Source organism: Paenibacillus sp. E194 (assembly GCF_000935845.1).
Classification (GTDB): domain Bacteria; phylum Bacillota; class Bacilli; order Paenibacillales; family Paenibacillaceae; genus Paenibacillus_B; species Paenibacillus_B alvei_B.
Window position 1 is genome coordinate 1 of record NZ_JMDX01000127.1, and the last position, 17,039, is coordinate 17,039.

Here is a 17,039-nt window from a genome sequence, read left to right on the forward strand (position 1 = left end):
CATAACAGCAAACTGCCCCAGAAATGCTCCAATCATACTGGAACAACAAAATAAATATCGGAGTCAGTCCAGCAAAAAGCAATGATCCTAACGAAACATAACGTTTCCAAGCAATTGATGCAATCGCGATAATGCCAGCACATAGGGCTGGCCAAAAAGCTAAAACGGCCAACACCCCAATTGTGGTAGCAATCCCCTTCCCCCCGCGGAAGCGAAAATAAACGGGCCAGTTATGACCAACGATGGCGGCAATCCCGCATAGCACCATGACCCATGTGTAATCCGATAGCAAATACCCCATCAGAACGGCTACCATTCCTTTTGCTGCATCAAGCAGGAGAACCCCAACCGCCGGCCCTTTGCCTAATACGCGCAACGTATTGGTCGCTCCCGCATTACCGCTCCCGTGTTGACGAATATCAATACCACGAAGCCACTTTCCAATCAGAAGACTGAAGCTGACTGAACCGAGAAGGTAACTCGCTACAATTGCGATAATAGATAGCGTCAATTCCGCTCGCTCCTAACTTTCGTCGGATTTCCGGCGTGTGAATATCCGGATCGGTGTCCCTTCAAAGTCAAACGCTGCACGGATACGATTATCTAAATATCGCTCATAGGAGAAGTGCATCAGTTCAGGATCATTAACGAATACGACGATCGTTGGCGGTTTAACCGCAACTTGCGTCGCATAATTGATTCTGAGACGTCTTCCCTTATCCGTTGGCGGCGGATTATAGGCGACTGCATCAGTTACAACGTCATTTAACAAGTGTGTTGGAATGCGTTTGGCATGCTGCTGAGCAACATGCTGTACGACAGGAAGCAGTTTATGTAAACGCTGCTTAGTCTTCGCAGACAAGAACACAATCGGTGCGTACGTCATAAATAAGAAATGGTCGCGAATCTTGGTTTCGAATTGCTGCATGGTTTTATCATCTTTATTAACGATATCCCATTTATTGACAACGAACAGCACCGCCTTGCCTGCCTCATGCGCATAGCCTGCAATATGCTTGTCTTGTTCAATAATTCCTTCTTCACCATTAATCACGACGAGTACGACGTCTGCTCGCTCAATTGCCTTCATCGAGCGCATGACACTGTACTTTTCAGTCGTCTCATATACTTTGCCACGCTTGCGCATACCCGCCGTATCGATGAGCACGAACCTTTGATCGTCCTTCTCGAACGGTGTATCGATTGCATCGCGTGTTGTTCCCGCTACATCACTGACGATAACGCGCTCTTCGCCGAGTATTGCGTTAACCAGAGAAGACTTACCTACGTTCGGTCGGCCGATCAGGGCTACCTTAATGACATCTTCATCATATTCTTCATCCGATAAATCCGGGAGATTATTTACGACTTCATCCAGCAAATCACCGATCCCTGTACCGTGAGATCCTGAAATCGGAACTGGATCCCCAAAGCCAAGGCTGTAGAATTCATAAATGTCATCCATACGACTCATGTTGTCGACTTTATTTACCGCTAGAACGATCGGCTTGCCTGAGCGGAATAACATCTGTGCCACTTCTTCATCCGCTTGCGTTACGCCGGACTTCGCTTCGCACATAAATACAATTACATCTGCTTCCTCTATCGCAAGCTCCGCTTGTACGCGGATGGAACGCAGCATTTCATCTTCACCATAAACTTCGATTCCGCCTGTGTCGATAATATTGAACGGCTTGCCAATCCACTCTCCCGTTCCGTATATACGGTCACGAGTTACACCAGGCTTGTCCTCCACTATAGCCAATCGGTCGCCGATGATTCGGTTGAAAATGGTGGACTTGCCGACATTCGGCCGCCCGACAATGGCAACAATGGGTTTTGCCATGCAGTTCACTCCTTCATATTTTGCAACTATACACGTACATCATCATATCAAAAAAAGCGGTTCTTGGCTAACGTAAATGGTTGAAATACTCGAAGAAAGCGCATTCCCCACTATTGTTCGGAGCCAAGAAGCCCTTTCAAAAACCGTTCTTTCATCCACACGATCATAATTGACATCATACGAACAAGCAGAAACGACAGCCACCATACATCCTGAACTTGCCCTTCTCCAGCAGTGATTAACATATGCAGACGCAGATGGATGAGAACCTCTCCTAAGGTTAACCCTAGTGTCAAGATGATCCATTGCAGCTGCCAATTCGTTGTAAACAACAGAATATAACACGAGAAGATGCCTGCTATTAGCCAAATGTTTGTTTGAGAATTCGACATTTGCATGGAAAATCGGCTTAATAGTTCGAGCCACATCCAAATTGCAGCTAACATGGCGACATGGCCACATACAGTAATGAGCTTCCCACCTGACTGTTGCCCAAGAAAAATACAGCCAACACCATCCATAGCACCCATGCACCATTTATGTGATTGCCGAATGACAGCGTTATCGTCCAATTGTGAAGAAGCAGCCAGCTAAGTCCGACAATAATCACCTGCAACCGCGTAGCAGCCGCGAATAGGGGCGTACGCCAACCACTTGCTATCAAGATTGCAAAGCAAATCCACACCGCTACTGACAACACACCTGATGAAGTCATCGAGACAACACCCCTTCCTTGTCTGATGCTATTATTTGATGCACAGTACAAAAATAAACGGCAGACTCTAGGGAGTCCGCCGTTATTTGCATTTATGAATAGATTAGTTTTTGAACTTATTCAACATATCGCCAAAACGCTCAGCAAGCGTAACGCTCATTGCTTGGTTCGTAAGGGATACATTTGGATTGTTCAATTCTTCTTTTACTTTTTCTCAGACTTCGGTGCTGGTGCTGCAGGAGCTTCTTCTGTTTCCTTGATGCTGAGGCTTACACGCTTATCAGCAGGGTTGAAATCAAGCACTTTCACTTGTACAGATTGGCCTTGCTTCAATACTTCGTAAGGTGTAGCAACGTGACGATGAGCGATTTGGGAAACGTGAACCAAACCTTCCACGCCAGGAGCCACTTCAACGAATGCACCGAAATCAACCAAACGCTTCACTTCACCTGTCAGGATATCGCCTGTCTTGATGCTGTTGCCCGCTTGTTCCCAAGGGCCTGGTTGAGTTGCTTTCATGCTCAGGCTGATTTTGCCGTTAACAGGATCAACCTTCAGTACTTTTACTTTTACCTTTTGACCTTCGGATACAACATCAGAAGGTTTCTCAACATGGCTCCATGCCAATTCAGACACGTGAACAAGTCCATCAACGCCGCCAACATCAACGAATGCACCAAATTGAGTTAAGCGTTGAACTGTCCCTTCGAGCTCTTGGCCTTCAGTCAAGCCTTCCATAACGCGAATTTTGTTAGCTTCAAATTCCGCTTCCAATACATCCTTTTGGGAGAAGATAAGCTTGTTGTTCTCGCGGTCAATTTCTTTTACTTTCACGCGGAGCGTACGGCCTTTGTATTCGCTGAAATCTTCAACGAAATGACGTTCAACCATGGACGCAGGGATGAATGCACGAACGCCAACATCAGCTACAACGCCGCCTTTTACAACATCAGCGACTGTTACTTCGAACACATCCTGTGCTTCAAAGTGCTTCTGCATGTCGTCCCAAGCCTGTTCGCTGTCAACTTGACGCTTGGACAGAACAAGACGTTCCTTCTCATCGTCAATGCTAACAACCTTGCATTCAACTTCTTGGCCCACTTCAACCACATCTGCAGCATTGTCAACCGATACCGCAGTTAGCTCGCGCACAGGAATGATGCCATCGTATTTATAGCCAATGCTTACTACTGCTTGATTGTCATCGATTTTGACGATTGTGCCTTTTACGGTGTCACCTTTCTTCAAGGAAACGATGTTCTCAAACGCTTCTTGGCTTGCCGTTTCGGCAGTTTCGTTAACTTTTGTTTCTTCAGACATGTGAAATACCTCCTCGATTGAACCCCATTTATTCAAAACCCGCTCCACGAATGAAGCGGAGTTCCTTACCAACTATTGGTCACTGCATACCAGAAAAATAATACCTGTAGTATCATACCATCGAAGCAAAAACATGCATGAATTACGATGCAGCCTTTTCCTCAAGTATGATGCGATGGATATGCTCCATAATGCGTTCAGTCGCTAGCTCGAGCGCACCGCTTCCATGCTCCAATAAGTCAGACATGTCAATCGGCGGGCCATATACGACCTTCGTCTTACGGAACAGCTTATATTCCCCAATTACGGCAACAGGAACAACGGCAGCCCCGCTCTTCAAGGCAATCATCGCTGCACCTTTCTTCGCTGCGACAGCACCATCTGTATTACGTGTGCCTTCCGGGAAGATCCCCATGATGTCTCCATCACGAAGCAGGTTAAAAGCAGTTCGAATGGTTTCTTTGCCCACTCCGCCGCGCTTAACCGGAAAGGCTCCGAGACCGTTTATAATCTTACCCAACACTGGGACGTCGAATAGTTCAGCCTTCGCCATAAAACGAACCTTACGATCCAACATAATCCCGATTGCTGGAGGGTCTAATAAGCTTATATGATTGGAGCAGAGGACTACACCGCCCTCTTTAGGAACGTAATCCTTCCTCTTCGCTTCAAGCCGGAACAAGAACCGATATAATACTCGAAGCAGTGCTCTTGCAAACGTATAGAACATAATTGTTACAGCTCACCAACTCTTTTGTAAATTAGCACGCTCAACGATCGTCGAAACAACATCAGCAATTGCCATTTCTGTCGTATCAAGCAGAACGGCATCTTCAGCTTGACGAAGCGGAGATACCTCACGCGTCTCATCCTGCCGATCCCGATCCGCAATCTCTTGGATAAACGTCTCAAGAGAAGCGTTCTCCTTGTCCTTCCATTCTGCATAACGTCTGCGGGCTCGTTCCTCCACAGAGGCTGTGATGAACCACTTCAATTCTGCATCAGGAAGTACATGTGTACCGATGTCTCGTCCATCCATAACTACACCTTTGCGTGTTGCCATTTGACGCTGCATATGTACCAACTGCTCACGAACGACTTGGGATTTGGCATAATCAGATGCCAAGCGGCTGATCTCAGATGTACGAATTGCATCCGTAACATCCTCACCATTCAAGATAACGAATTGCCGCTCGCCTTCCGGCTTCAGTTCCAAGGTGACTCGTTTCAGCTCATTAGAGAGTGCTGCTGCCTCATCGGGTTGAATGCCCGCTTGTGACATGTGAAGAGATATCGCCCGGTACATCGCACCGGTATCTATGTATACATACCCAAGCTCTTGCGCAACTAGGCGTGCAACCGTACTCTTACCAGCTCCCGCAGGCCCGTCGATGGCAATATTTATGTGATGACTGCTGTGATCTGACTGTGTCAACGGGGCTGACTCCCTTCGTAGAAAAACATTTCATGCACCATTCAAGAAAAAAGCAGGCGTTGCCTGCGACGTGAAAATTATACCACACATAGAATAGGGATGCAAAAAGGGAATCGCCATCACCTCTTCTGCAAGCCTCTATCGAATGATAGATTCTCTTCCTCAAAATGAGGATGAAAAGGAACCCCTTCCAGCCTATCCACAGGCGACACCCACGGTCGAAACGCACCAACAAGTAGCAAGCATTGGGCGGCTACAACACAGAGTACGAACCATAATAACGAGCGAACTAGCCATTTCGAGAATAAGCCGCATAGCTCGGGATGTGTGATATATTTTGAATAAGTGCGCCATGCTATTTTACGGTTTGGTTTCTTCTTCAATCGACTGTGCATAAGAAGCCACCCCTTCGTTTTGGAAGTAGTATGGCAACCCTGCAATCAAGCTATGCACAGTTTCAACACGTATGTATGTTATTTCCGTAAATCCAACTGCCGTTCAAAGCAATATCGAATCAGTTTCTGCTGTTCCACATCCGCAATCTGGTCAAACTTAAGCATAATTAACTGGCGTTCATCATCGAGAGGCTGAACACGAACAATCTGCCCGGTAAAGGAAACATGCTCGATAGCACCGCTGCGGAACGGTACTGCAACCCAGCTTTGGATGATTTGTGATTCACGCAGCCCCCATTTGGACACAGTAACAAAAGAGAGGCCACCGCCGCTAATGTCCTCTGTCAATACTAGAAATTTTACACCATCCAACGTTCTGATCGCCATCTCCAACGACGCTTGTACACGCAAATAGTTGCGTCTCTGCATTTGTGACACCCAATGGGGCTCCGGCTTCCGAATTGACATCATCGGAATGGTTTCATTGCGCCTACCCATTACCTGTGTGCGAAAATGCCACTTCACCCCATCTGATTGCGAGAAGTAGACATTTAGCTCCTCTCCATTGGAGAATAAGCCGTATTTCCCCGTCTTTTCCGACAGCGGGATCTCCATCCAGATTAGCTGTTCATTTATCTCCGTTACTCTCGCCTTATAAGCAAGCTCGTCCGCTTCTTCCCGAACCGGCTGCACGTACAAGGTGTCACTGACATTCGGTAACATATGCTTCCCCTCCATGGAGATTATACCATGTTACTGATATGCCAAAAAGAAAAAGGTTCCAATTTCCTTGCCAGGAATTGGAACCTTTACTTAGCCATTTTTTATGATTTGAGAAGCTTCATCTCTTCAATTTGTTCTTCTGTTCCATTGTCGGCATTAATGTACACGCGGTAAGCACCGCCATTAATTTTGCCTCCAAACTCATAACAGAGCACTTCTTCAGACAGATCATTTTTAATAAGCGACATGCGGTCATACATAACGTCCATGTCAGGATTCAGCATTGCTTGTGCCTCTTTTTTGCCCAACTTCGGCTTGCCGACCTTGCGCTCCTTGCCTTCATAGACGAAATCAGCTGCCTGCAATCCGGTAACTTCGCCATTGTCCAATGCTACGCGAGCTGTCACCTGCTGCGGATATAGATATACGCCATCTGCAACCGGAACTAGTGTAAGACTGCCTGTATTGTTGTACTCATCATATCGAACTGCAGCCATGTCAGGATAGTCATTCTTCTTCAGGAATCGTTTCGCTGACTCTTCGGCTTGCACCATTGTCAGCTTTTTCTTGCCAACGGGACGCGTGTCCATATATGACATCAGGAAGCCTTGTTTCGTGTAGTCCATCGTGAGGGCACTGCCATCGTTCTTATATTTCGTGAACACGGTAAACGATTCATATTCGGTACCTTTGCCGTTTCTTCTAACTTGAACAGGTTCATTCGGCTTCTTGATTAGGAATTTCTCTGCTTTTACTTTAATTTGCTGCTCTGATAGTGGATTTCCCTTCAGCATCTTCACGGAGCGCTTCGTATACACGCTCGATATGGAAGGTCCCCAGTTCAACTCTGGGTATTCGCTAACCTTTTTGTCCACCGTTTTGAAGCCGTCGATAATTGTATTGTCCATCGTCTTCTGCTCGGAAGCCATTGCCGTCTCAACATCCATCCAGCGCAAGCTTTGACTGATAACTTTATTCTGAACCTGCTGCAAGTCTTGTGAGATTTGAGCAGCATTCTGGTGCAGCGTCTTTAGAATTTTTACTTCATCATCACTAAGCGGCTGTTTCGTCATATCTCTTACGGCTGCTCGATATGAGAAGTTTGAGATCCGTGATAAGAAGTCTTCTGTCTTGTTAAATGGCAGCAGCGTCAACGGCAGCTGATTAATTTCATTTTGCGCCTGGCTCGTAATTCTCCATACATTCACAAGACCTTTGCGGTGCATCGCTTGCGATTTGGAGTTAACTGCAAGTGTTTGTCCCAATTCAGAATGCAGTTTATCAACATGATACGTCAAATCATGAAAGGCACGCTGATATTGGTTCTCTGCCTTAATCAATATAGAGTTCTTCTCTTGATGCTCTTGATATCCCCATACAATCGCTCCAATAAATAAGAGCGCAAAAATCGGAAACATCACTGCACTTAATCGTTTATACATGGTACAAACGTCTCCCTTCACAGCTACTTATACATCATAGTGATGTTAGTTTGCTGGATATCAGGGAGGTTTATGCATCGATTCCCATTATTGCGCTCTTATTACGATACTTATATTGGCTCTTCATCAATATGAAACGCATCTCGATTATCACAGATGCATTGTTTGAAGCCCGTTTCAATTCGACCCTTTTCCCGTTTGCCACGTAGAATGAATTTTTCGCCGCAGCATTGGCAGCGAATGGTTACCTTCACCCTCACATGAGCCCTCCTTGCTACCATGTACTGCGCCCGTTCGTGCGGTGCACAACTTGAGCATGTAAATAATAGCATTCCCATTATTGCTCCATATTAACCTCATCTTCCGGATTCATTAATCGGAGCGGAGATCGGGCATTGGCACGACGCACTTTCCCCATGCCGTAATACCAGAGAAACAGCATCAGCGGCACGATGAACCACAGCCAGTAACGGGTGGACATCATTAGGATAAGATCATATGCTCCATGCCAAAACAACGGTAACCCAATCGAGTACATTAAATATTTTCGTGAACGTCCGCCAAGAAATTTTGCCTTTCCCATGTAATAGCCCATGATGACACCAAATAAGGCATGTCCTGATACAGGTAGCAAGGCACGCACGAGCATTTGAGAGAATGACGTCTGATTGAGCCATGCATACATGACATTCTCTATGGTAGCAAATCCGAGCGACACCGCAACTGCATACAAAATCCCATCATAGTGTTCATCGAACTCTACATGATTGTAGATCATGTGGTACAGCACGAACCATTTGACAAATTCCTCAACACCGGACGAAATTAGAAAGGAATACACATACGGATTGTTTCCCCACCACAACACAAGGCCATGCTGAATAATCATGATTGGGAATACAATAAGAAACCCCAGTAGAAAGACACGAATGACCATATGAATCGGTTCATAGTCATATCGATCCTTCAGATAGAAATACGCCAGCAATGCGATACCTGGAGCGATTGCTGCTGTAAGCAAAGGCAATATAGGCGTCGAAGCTTCACCAGTTTGTGCCGCCATCTGAGAAGTGTCTGCGACTAGCATGCCGATAGCAGTTAGCAAAGTCACCTTCCCATCCTCCTTTGGCGACCTATACATAAAAATAATGATCATTTGGATAACAGTAAGTATACCATACGTTTACAAAGTACGCTTACCCTGTCGAATGCTAGGAATAAATGATGGTTTCAAATGAAGATACTGAAACGGGCAGTGTCCAAATCATTGAAAAATGCATATATTGGTTGACGTAGCCATCTGCTGAAAAAACACGAAACAGGGAGCCCGAATTTTTCACTTGCCATGAAAAATCACAAGCCCCCCTGTTCACGGACGCATATTAAACTGTCCTACGCGCGACGCGGACTGAAATGTGTACAAGTAACGTCGATGGCATCCTCTGCAATGATACACTTCCCATACTCCTCCAGAACAGCTGTCGTCACTGACGCCGCTTCTCCATACTCAGCCATGATTGCAATGAAGGCTTGCAATCGCTGAGGATCCGTATTTTCCGGCTCCGCATGGAAAATCCACTGTCCATTATATTGGTAGAGCGCACCTGGTACGGTAAAATTGCCATGAACCGTATGTGCCGCCTCGATGAAGTCTTCAAAATCTCGAAATGCGAATACGATCGTATCGCTCTCCTCAAGCGTTACTTCCATTTCATATACATCATCCAACTCATCATCCTCAATGCCGTCACCATGACCTGAAGCATGGTTCCACTGCGTTCGCGTTACGATAACTACCATACCTTGTGCAGGCATTGCGAATACTTCTACGGCTAATGGTCCCGTCGCATCAAATCCGAGTTCGGTATACGCCTGATCCATCATTTCCGCGAACAGTTCCTGCAGCTTAGACATTTCCCGCCACAGATCGTCGCGTTTGATCCCGCGCTCAGACAAATCGTCGAACGTAAGGAAAATTCGAATCTTGTCTTGACTGATACGTTCGATCTTCATGACAGGACCCTCCTTTGCAACTTCGGTTATAACAGATTATGAAGCAACATATAATATGTGCTGAAAATGGTTCTATGTAATTCATGTTATCATTTCTTGTATGGATTTGCACTACATAAAATAGTTGTCAGAGAGTAAATGTACCAAACATTGAAGAAGCTGCCGAACAAATTCGGCAGCTTCTTGGATACAATTTCCTCAGGGCTCAATGAGTGGACTGCTGTTCTTCAAACGGCTTGCTGCGAGGAGCAGCTTGTGTCTTGGAAACGCTAGATACTGTTGTAGTAGACGTTTCTGTTTTCACTGCTGACAAATCGGATGGCGTCGGAGCCAGCCCATTTTCACGCAAAATCGCATCCACCTTGCTCTTCACTTCTGGATCGCGCTCAATCAGTTCCTTAACACGATCCAAGCTGAATGAGTCTGACTTAGATGCCTCTTTGGACAACTTCTTCATGTCAAGCAAGGAAACAATATCCGGCATATTGGACGTCGTCACATCCATAACCTTATCCTTCGCTTTGCCAACCACATCCTGGACGACATTGCCTGCAACATGCAATTTGGATTGCAAATTAGCCAGCGAACGTCTGTCAGCCAAGTACATACCAGCCAGAATGCCAATGGCTGCACCAGAAATGAACGATGTCACTTTCACTGTTGTTCCCTCCTTCAATTCGTTAGGATCAATTGTAGTGTGAGCGCAACTGTATCGAACCATCCGGTAAAAAATCAGGAAATCCGGCCATCAATGCCCGAACGAAGCGTAATAAAATGTGCCTCAGGCTTACATAATAAACGAAAAGGAACATGCGAAGTGCCGAATCCCTTCGTAATAAACAATGTTGTTGAACCTTGCCCAAGAAAAGTATGCCAGCCACATAGATATTTGCGGTAAAACTTTGAGGTTCGAAGCGGCCCATATCCGGGAAGGTAAATTTGCCCTCCGTGCGTATGCCCTGACAATACGAGATCAATCCCTTGCAGCTCAGCCTTGCGCAAGGACAGCGGATCATGTGTTAGAACAAGGGTGCAGCTAGGCTCTTGTTCAGGCTCACTCATAGCAAGCTTCACATTCGTTCGCTTCGAGCTATAGTCATCCCAGCCAACAAGCCATATAAATTGACCATTCTGTTCCAACCGCATTGCTTCATTGTCTAGCACCTTAACACCTAGCTGATTCAGCTTATCATCAAACTCCCGAACATTGGCCTTATAATCATGATTGCCATGTACAGCCGTCACAGGCCCTAATTGGCGCAGCTTCGCTATATTCTCCACACTGGATTCCAGATGAGCACCTTGTTCAGTCATATCCCCTCCGACCAGAAACAAAGAAGCCTGTCGATGACCCAAAATCTGCTCAATATGTCTGTCAGTCAATTGCCTTCGATGAAAGTCACTTATAAAAAACAAGCGGACCCCGTCGAATGTCGACGGCAACCGCTTCAGCACCACTTCTTCTTCTGTAATTGTAAACCCCCGTGCTTCCCATAACATATAAACAACAAGCACTCCGGCTGCTGCCAGCAAGCCTGCAATGACAGTAAAAGCAACCATCATCGATTACCCCTCCAGCCCCAGCTTATGACGACCCCAAAATAGTAGTCCAATTAACAATCCAACAAATAATAAAAATAGAAAATTATAAAACCATTTTGTCAGTCTAACATAACTTGACGGAAATAACTTCTTGCGTGACGGCAATGAACGATCATCCATATCCTCATCTGATGCGGAGATATTCTCTGCAAGATGAAGCAGCTGTTCATCCGATATCGCATGGTTGCTGTCTTGTTGCTCCGTATGTGTGTCTTTCTTCGATGAATTTTCTCTCAATGAACGTAAAGCATCTAGTGCCGGGCTATGTAGGTCTGGCTCTTGCTTGCGAGAGAACCCTCGAAATAAAGGGTGTGGGTGATTCTCGCTCATACTTCCCTCCGAAATCGTATAATGAGTCCCATAATGAGATCAATGATAAAATGTGCTAGTATAGGAGCCCATAGGGTTCCTGTCCACTCATAAATAGTACCCAAAGCAAAGCTAATTAGAAACACCATTCCAGTTGGTAACCAATGGCGCAAATACCGTACATGGATAGCTGCGAAAATAATACTCGTCCAATATGCCCCAAATGCGTGCTGTATTGCCCCGCGAAAGAGCATTTCCTCACATACGCCAACGATAAACGAGATAGCAAATATATGCCATATTGGACGATTGCGGAAGAGCTTTTCATTCACCCCACCGTCATCCGTCATATCATCAGGAACAAATCTAGAAACCGCAATGTCCACAACAATAACAAGAGCAGCCAATCCCGCTCCAAGCAATAGCCATGACAGATTCGATGTCTGTATAGTTAGCAATAAGAATGGATTTCTGCCTTGAAGCCATATCCACACCAAACCGAGAATCAGTGTGATTCCCTGTGTTAAATACAAATTAAGAAGGAGCACCTTATCATCTAACTGTTGTATGTCTACTTGTCGAGATTTGAAATCTTTCCATTTCTGTTTCATTACATCCCTGCCTAACGAGTTAGCAATCCATATTATTTCCCTCAATAGATGCATCATATCAGATTGAAGATGGTTCATTCAAGTTGAGGAATTTGCAAAATCTACGATTGTATTGCCTGATACGACACTTCTTTGTAAAATAAATGCACTTCACGCGAAAGGAGATTGATTTTTTGCCTGCAACTATACCTTTCAATTGCACCTTCTATTTCGATGACGATCTGAGGGAGGTTCCGCACTCCCTCTCTGATATGTGTAATGCCATTGCTTATATAAAAGAACAGACCCAATCTGATCAGCAGAGTCAAGAGGAATTAGGAAGACAATACGGAATGCTGGGTGTTTACAGCCGAATTGTCGGCAATTACACGGACAGCATTACGTACTTAACTTCCGCAATCTCCATTCATTCTGCGAAGAACAATGCTAAGCAGGTGTGGATCAATAAGCTCCGTCTCGCTCATACCTATCAATGGAAGCGTGACTTCCACACATCGAACTGCATATTCGACGATCTATTGAACCATGCGATTTCGAACGATCAACATTTCGATTTGCTTGACTTTCTCTATCAACATTATGGTAAAAATCAATATGACCAATACAAGTACGAATCAGCTCTCCCCTGGTTTGAAAAAGCATTAAAAATCCGAACAAAGTCTGGAAACGAAGAACTGATCCATTCTTCCCAAATCGCAATAGACGCCTGCATAAAACATATTCTTAAAGAATCCGATAAATCATCATAATCCGTACAATTTACAAAAATTCTACAGTTATGTTCGTATAAAAATCTATTGACACCCTAACATTTGCATGGTACATTAAGTAAAATTTCATGAGTCAAACGGTGAAGGAAACGAACATTCAATGAAGCCTGCAGAGAGCCGATGGTCGGTGCGAATCGGTGGCGGATTGACTTGTTCCAGCGTTCCGGAGTTGTTGCGTCGAACCCTGATGGCAGTAGGCGTAACCGAATCGAACCCGTTAACGTTCGGCGTCTAGCATAGACGCGTAAGGCTGCTTGTGCGAATAAGCAGCGAATTAGGGTGGCACCACGAAGATGGAACTCTCGTCCCTTACTACGGTCGTAGTATGTGGACGGGAGTTTTTTGCTGTATTCTGGATACATAACCAAGGCCTCATTTCAACAGCAAGATAACGGCATTGCCGTTTCTAATACAATATATAGCTATGCTCAGGAGGGAGAATACCATGTTCAAAGTATTAGTATCAGACCCGATTAGCGATTTCGGGATTCAGAAGCTTGTTGATGCAGAGGATATTACAGTTGTGAAGCAAACGGGGTTGTCGGAGGATGAGCTGGTTGCCATTATCGCAGATTATGATGCCCTGCTCGTTCGTAGTCAGACTCGCGTTACAGCACGCGTCATGGAAGCAGGTAAGAAGCTTAAAGTCGTAGGCCGTGCGGGAGTCGGTGTAGACAACATTGATCTGCAAGCAGCCACACAGCACGGAATTATCGTAATCAACGCTCCTGACGGCAATACGATTACAACTTGTGAGCACGCTTTTGCCATGATGATGGCATTATCCCGTCATATCCCTCAGGCTTACGCAAAGACAATCAATGGAGTATGGGATCGCAAGACTTTCCTTGGTGTCGAGCTAATGAACAAAACCCTTGGTGTTCTTGGTATGGGTCGTATCGGCAGCGAGGTTGCCAAGAGAGCAAAGGCATTTGGCATGGACATCATCGGATATGATCCATTCATGACAGAAGAGCGTGCTGAAAAATTAGGGGTTAAGCTTGGCACAGTTGATGAGATTATTCGCGCAGCCGATTTCCTGACGGTTCATACACCATTGACACCTGAGACGAAGCATATGATTGCTCGTCCTCAATTCGAGGTCATGAAACGCGGTATGCGCATTATTAACTGCGCTCGCGGTGGAATTATCGATGAAATGGCACTTGTTGAGGCAATCGATGAAGGCATTGTGGCAGGAGCCGCATTCGATGTATTCGAGGTTGAACCTCCACAACCGGATCACCCATTCTTGAGTCATCCGAAGATTATCGTCACACCTCACCTTGGCGCATCCACTGTTGAGGCGCAAGAAAACGTGGCTGTCGATGTTTCGGAGCAGGTGCTGCATATTCTACGCAATGAACCGTTCAAGAATGCGGTTAACATGCCGCCGGTTGCGCCGGCTGTATTGAATAAAATCCAGCCTTACTTCACGCTTGCGGAGAAGCTGGGGCAGTTCGCTTCACAGATGACGAAGAGTCCAATTCTTGAAATCCTTGTAAACTACTCTGGTGATCTGGCTGAGGTCGATACGCAAACCATTACGAGACATATCGTGAAAGGTGTTCTCACCCAGCATTTTGGCTCTGATGTAAACATCGTCAACTCTGTTCACCTTGCCAAAACGCGTGACATTCATATTATCGTTCAGCAATCCCACGTCGCCAAAGGATTTACAAATCTATTGTCCGTAACTTTGAAGACGAACACAGAAGAACGACTCGTAGCTGGTACATTGTTGAACGGATATGGTGAGCGTATCGTACAAATTGACAAGTACCCTGTAGACCTCTCGCCAGAAGGACATCTGCTATTAATTTCGCATGATGATAAGCCTGGCGTAATTGGCATTGTCGGTACACTACTCGGATCAAATGGTGTTAACATCGCGACCATGCAAGTTGGTCGGAAAATTGTCGGAGGTTCCGCCATCATGGTGCTTTCCGTCGACAAAGCCATTCCAAAAGAGGTAATCGCAAAACTGAAAGAATCTGCAGACATTAAAAAAGCCAAAGAAATTGTGCTGTAAACCGAACTTATCCTTCATCAGCTCGTGGAGTAGTGTAAACTGTTCCACGAGCATCAAGATTAATCGGAAAATTGTGCCCTCGTCTGACACATATTCCAATCGTCATTCTACAAAAAAACACCCTATTGCAGACGAACTGCGCAATAGGGTGATTTGTGTCATATACTGGTTTGTGTTGGCTGTACGGGTAGAGCAATGGAGAATGTAGTTCCCTTCCCTAATATGCTGTCCACTCTGATATGACCCTGATGTGCTTCGATAATATTTTTGACAATCGCTAGACCAAGTCCTGTGCCGCCTGAAGGGCCGCGCTTGCGTGCCTTATCAGCCTTATAGAATCGTTCGAACACATACGGGACATCCTCTGACGGAATACCCTGACCATGATCCTCAATGTGAATCCACAACCACTCATTGTCCGTACGTTCCGTCCGAATATGAATCGGTTGTCCTTCAGAGGAGTGGCGTAGTGCATTGTCCAGCAGATTCGTCAGCACTTGCTCTAACCGATCTTCATCCGCTTCAGGAAGAATTGGATCCATCGCATGAAGTTTCATTTCAATCGGTATATTACGTTCCTTCGCCAGTACTGTGAATTTCCGATAGACTCGGGATGCAAGTTCGTGAACATCCGTCTCTGCTCTGTGCATCAGCAGATGGCCCGCCTCCATGCGAGCTAGATCGAGCAGATCCTTCACCAGCCTTCCCATACGCAAGGACTCGTCATGAATAACCTGAACAAGCTCTCTGCGTTCCTCTGGCGAAGCAGCTATATCATCCAATAATGCCTCACTATATCCTTGAAGCATGGACAGTGGCGTGCGAATCTCGTGCGATACATTCGCGACGAAGTCTTTGCGCAGCTTCTCCAGCTGCACTTCTTCGGTCACATCCCGCAATACGGCTACGGCACCGCGTACGCGGCTGTCTGCATGCAGAGGCCCCATCACAACAGACCATACCTGCTGCTTCACATGTACACGGGTCGTAACCTCCCGAGCTTCAGAAATTACGGTATGAAAAATGGGTCTTAACGGCTCCGGCACTCCGGATGCACCTGTCATATCTTCGTCGATCGCCCAATCCATCCCATTCCAGCGGCTCATGACTGTTTCACCATGCGGGTTCGCGAGCAGCACCTGTCCCGATGCATCAAAGGTAATAACAGCATCCGTCATACTGCGCAAAATACTCGCTAGATGCTCCTTCTCATGCTGCAAATCCAAAATGGTGGAGTTCAGTTCCTCCGCCATATGATTAAACGTCTGGGACAACTCCCCGATTTCATCAGAGGAACGAAGTGTTACTCGTGTGGAGTAATCGCCTTGACGAATCGTATCGGCCGCTTGCTTCAGCTTACGAAGCGGTTGCGTAATCTTCGTAAATAAGAAGAACGCAAAGAAGGTCGTAAGTGAAAATCCAATAATTCCTGTATATACGAACAACTGCTTGATATCGTTCGGATGCGCGAAATTGCTGTCAATGTAATGCAGTAAATACAGACCTAAAATGATTAGTACGAAAGCAACTAGACCAATAATGGTCATCCACAACTTGCCGACAATGCTTCGCCAAAATTTCACGTTATTTTGGCACCTCGAGCTTGTAGCCGACACCCCATACCGTAGTGATCATAGTAGCTGCTTCTGGCGAAACCTTATTCAACTTCTCACGCAGGCGCTTCACATGCGTGTCTACAGTACGAAGGTCTCCAAAGAACTCGTAATTCCATACATCCTTCAGCAGCTCTTCTCTTGAGAACACCTTGTCCGAGATACCGCCAAATACTGCAGCAGTTCATATTCCTTAGGCGTCAAGCTAATCTC

Annotated in this window: 17 protein-coding genes, 3 pseudogenes and 1 other annotated feature; of the genes and pseudogenes, 2 read left to right on the forward strand and 18 right to left on the reverse strand. The window is 45.8% G+C overall.

The window, feature by feature from the left end:
• From plsY to AZ66_RS17460, 16 genes and pseudogenes are all read right to left on the reverse strand, one after another.
• Window positions 1–511, reverse strand: a pseudogene (gene plsY, locus AZ66_RS17390) (glycerol-3-phosphate 1-O-acyltransferase PlsY); the annotation flags it as partial.
• A gap of 12 nt (window positions 512–523) precedes the next feature.
• Window positions 524–1,846 carry a ribosome biogenesis GTPase Der gene (der, locus tag AZ66_RS17395; RefSeq protein ID WP_021252902.1) on the reverse strand — a complete coding sequence of 441 codons (1,323 nt, stop codon included), beginning with the start codon at window positions 1,844–1,846 and terminating at the stop codon, window positions 524–526.
• 110 nt (window positions 1,847–1,956) lie between these two features.
• A complete protein-coding gene (locus AZ66_RS17400) occupies window positions 1,957–2,292 on the reverse strand; it encodes a hypothetical protein (protein WP_044355985.1) in 336 nt (111 codons plus the stop codon).
• Window positions 2,286–2,561: a hypothetical protein gene (locus AZ66_RS17405; RefSeq protein ID WP_044355986.1), complete on the reverse strand. Its 276-nt coding sequence runs from the start codon at window positions 2,559–2,561 to the stop codon at window positions 2,286–2,288. The genes AZ66_RS17400 and AZ66_RS17405 overlap by 7 nt, the downstream gene beginning before the upstream one ends.
• A 103-nt stretch (window positions 2,562–2,664) precedes the next feature.
• Window positions 2,665–3,881, reverse strand: a pseudogene (rpsA, locus tag AZ66_RS17410) (30S ribosomal protein S1).
• Window positions 3,882–4,023: 142 nt separating this feature from the next.
• Entirely contained in the window at window positions 4,024–4,611 is a 588-nt protein-coding gene (locus tag AZ66_RS17415) for a lysophospholipid acyltransferase family protein (protein WP_021259221.1), read from the reverse strand.
• A 12-nt stretch (window positions 4,612–4,623) separates the two neighbouring features.
• A complete protein-coding gene (cmk, locus tag AZ66_RS17420; RefSeq protein WP_044355987.1) occupies window positions 4,624–5,316 on the reverse strand; it encodes a (d)CMP kinase in 693 nt (230 codons plus the stop codon).
• 119 nt (window positions 5,317–5,435) lie between these two features.
• Window positions 5,436–5,711: a hypothetical protein gene (locus tag AZ66_RS31485; protein WP_156160001.1), complete on the reverse strand. Its 276-nt coding sequence runs from the start codon at window positions 5,709–5,711 to the stop codon at window positions 5,436–5,438.
• A gap of 78 nt (window positions 5,712–5,789) precedes the next feature.
• A complete protein-coding gene (locus AZ66_RS17425) occupies window positions 5,790–6,434 on the reverse strand; it encodes a flagellar brake protein (RefSeq protein WP_021259223.1) in 645 nt (214 codons plus the stop codon).
• Window positions 6,435–6,535: 101 nt separating this feature from the next.
• Window positions 6,536–7,876: a germination protein YpeB gene (ypeB, locus tag AZ66_RS17430; protein WP_021259224.1), complete on the reverse strand. Its 1,341-nt coding sequence runs from the start codon at window positions 7,874–7,876 to the stop codon at window positions 6,536–6,538.
• A gap of 337 nt (window positions 7,877–8,213) precedes the next feature.
• Window positions 8,214–8,939, reverse strand: coding sequence for a glutamic-type intramembrane protease PrsW (gene prsW, locus AZ66_RS17435; RefSeq protein WP_044355993.1), 726 nt, complete (start codon window positions 8,937–8,939; stop codon window positions 8,214–8,216).
• Window positions 8,940–9,268: 329 nt separating this feature from the next.
• On the reverse strand, window positions 9,269–9,889 hold the full coding sequence (locus tag AZ66_RS17440; protein WP_021259226.1) for a genetic competence negative regulator: 621 nt from the start codon (window positions 9,887–9,889) through the stop codon (window positions 9,269–9,271).
• Between the two features lie 205 nt (window positions 9,890–10,094).
• Complete coding sequence (locus tag AZ66_RS17445) at window positions 10,095–10,547, reverse strand: hypothetical protein (RefSeq protein WP_021259227.1); 453 nt, start codon at window positions 10,545–10,547, stop codon at window positions 10,095–10,097.
• A 74-nt stretch (window positions 10,548–10,621) separates the two neighbouring features.
• Window positions 10,622–11,452 (reverse strand): metallophosphoesterase, encoded by an 831-nt coding sequence (locus tag AZ66_RS17450; protein WP_231586920.1) that lies wholly within the window; start codon window positions 11,450–11,452, stop codon window positions 10,622–10,624.
• A 3-nt stretch (window positions 11,453–11,455) separates the two neighbouring features.
• Entirely contained in the window at window positions 11,456–11,821 is a 366-nt protein-coding gene (locus AZ66_RS17455) for a hypothetical protein (protein WP_021259229.1), read from the reverse strand.
• Entirely contained in the window at window positions 11,818–12,411 is a 594-nt protein-coding gene (locus AZ66_RS17460; protein WP_021259230.1) for a CPBP family intramembrane glutamic endopeptidase, read from the reverse strand. Before AZ66_RS17460 ends, AZ66_RS17455 begins: the two co-directional genes overlap by 4 nt.
• A 173-nt stretch (window positions 12,412–12,584) precedes the next feature.
• Between AZ66_RS17460 and AZ66_RS17465 the strand changes: the two genes are divergently transcribed.
• Together AZ66_RS17465 and serA are read left to right on the forward strand one after the other, a co-directional pair.
• Entirely contained in the window at window positions 12,585–13,160 is a 576-nt protein-coding gene (locus tag AZ66_RS17465; protein ID WP_052648586.1) for a hypothetical protein, read from the forward strand.
• 92 nt (window positions 13,161–13,252) lie between these two features.
• Window positions 13,253–13,494, forward strand: a binding site (T-box leader).
• A gap of 132 nt (window positions 13,495–13,626) precedes the next feature.
• Window positions 13,627–15,213, forward strand: coding sequence for a phosphoglycerate dehydrogenase (gene serA / locus AZ66_RS17470; protein WP_044355990.1), 1,587 nt, complete (start codon window positions 13,627–13,629; stop codon window positions 15,211–15,213).
• A 158-nt stretch (window positions 15,214–15,371) separates the two neighbouring features.
• On the opposite strand, the gene AZ66_RS17475 is transcribed toward serA, so the two are convergent.
• A complete protein-coding gene (locus AZ66_RS17475) occupies window positions 15,372–16,796 on the reverse strand; it encodes a sensor histidine kinase (protein WP_044355991.1) in 1,425 nt (474 codons plus the stop codon).
• Between the two features lies 1 nt (window position 16,797).
• Window positions 16,798–17,039 (reverse strand): annotated as a pseudogene (locus tag AZ66_RS17480) (winged helix-turn-helix domain-containing protein); the annotation flags it as partial.

Excerpts from the sequence above, each read along its gene's own strand:
- der (WP_021252902.1), bottom strand. The coding sequence starts at position 1,846 with ATGGCAAAACCCATTGTTGCCATTGTCGGGCGGCCGAATGTCGGCAAG.
- AZ66_RS17400 (WP_044355985.1), bottom strand. The coding sequence starts at position 2,292 with ATGTTAGCTGCAATTTGGATGTGGCTCGAACTATTAAGCCGATTTTCC.
- AZ66_RS17405 (WP_044355986.1), bottom strand. The coding sequence starts at position 2,561 with ATGACTTCATCAGGTGTGTTGTCAGTAGCGGTGTGGATTTGCTTTGCA.
- AZ66_RS17415 (WP_021259221.1), bottom strand. The coding sequence starts at position 4,611 with ATGTTCTATACGTTTGCAAGAGCACTGCTTCGAGTATTATATCGGTTC.
- AZ66_RS31485 (WP_156160001.1), bottom strand. The coding sequence starts at position 5,711 with ATGCACAGTCGATTGAAGAAGAAACCAAACCGTAAAATAGCATGGCGC.
- AZ66_RS17425 (WP_021259223.1), bottom strand. The coding sequence starts at position 6,434 with ATGTTACCGAATGTCAGTGACACCTTGTACGTGCAGCCGGTTCGGGAA.
- ypeB (WP_021259224.1), bottom strand. The coding sequence starts at position 7,876 with ATGTATAAACGATTAAGTGCAGTGATGTTTCCGATTTTTGCGCTCTTA.
- prsW (WP_044355993.1), bottom strand. The coding sequence starts at position 8,939 with ATGGCGGCACAAACTGGTGAAGCTTCGACGCCTATATTGCCTTTGCTT.
- AZ66_RS17440 (WP_021259226.1), bottom strand. The coding sequence starts at position 9,889 with ATGAAGATCGAACGTATCAGTCAAGACAAGATTCGAATTTTCCTTACG.
- AZ66_RS17450 (WP_231586920.1), bottom strand. The coding sequence starts at position 11,452 with ATGATGGTTGCTTTTACTGTCATTGCAGGCTTGCTGGCAGCAGCCGGA.
- AZ66_RS17455 (WP_021259229.1), bottom strand. The coding sequence starts at position 11,821 with ATGAGCGAGAATCACCCACACCCTTTATTTCGAGGGTTCTCTCGCAAG.
- AZ66_RS17460 (WP_021259230.1), bottom strand. The coding sequence starts at position 12,411 with ATGAAACAGAAATGGAAAGATTTCAAATCTCGACAAGTAGACATACAA.
- serA (WP_044355990.1), top strand. The coding sequence starts at position 13,627 with ATGTTCAAAGTATTAGTATCAGACCCGATTAGCGATTTCGGGATTCAG.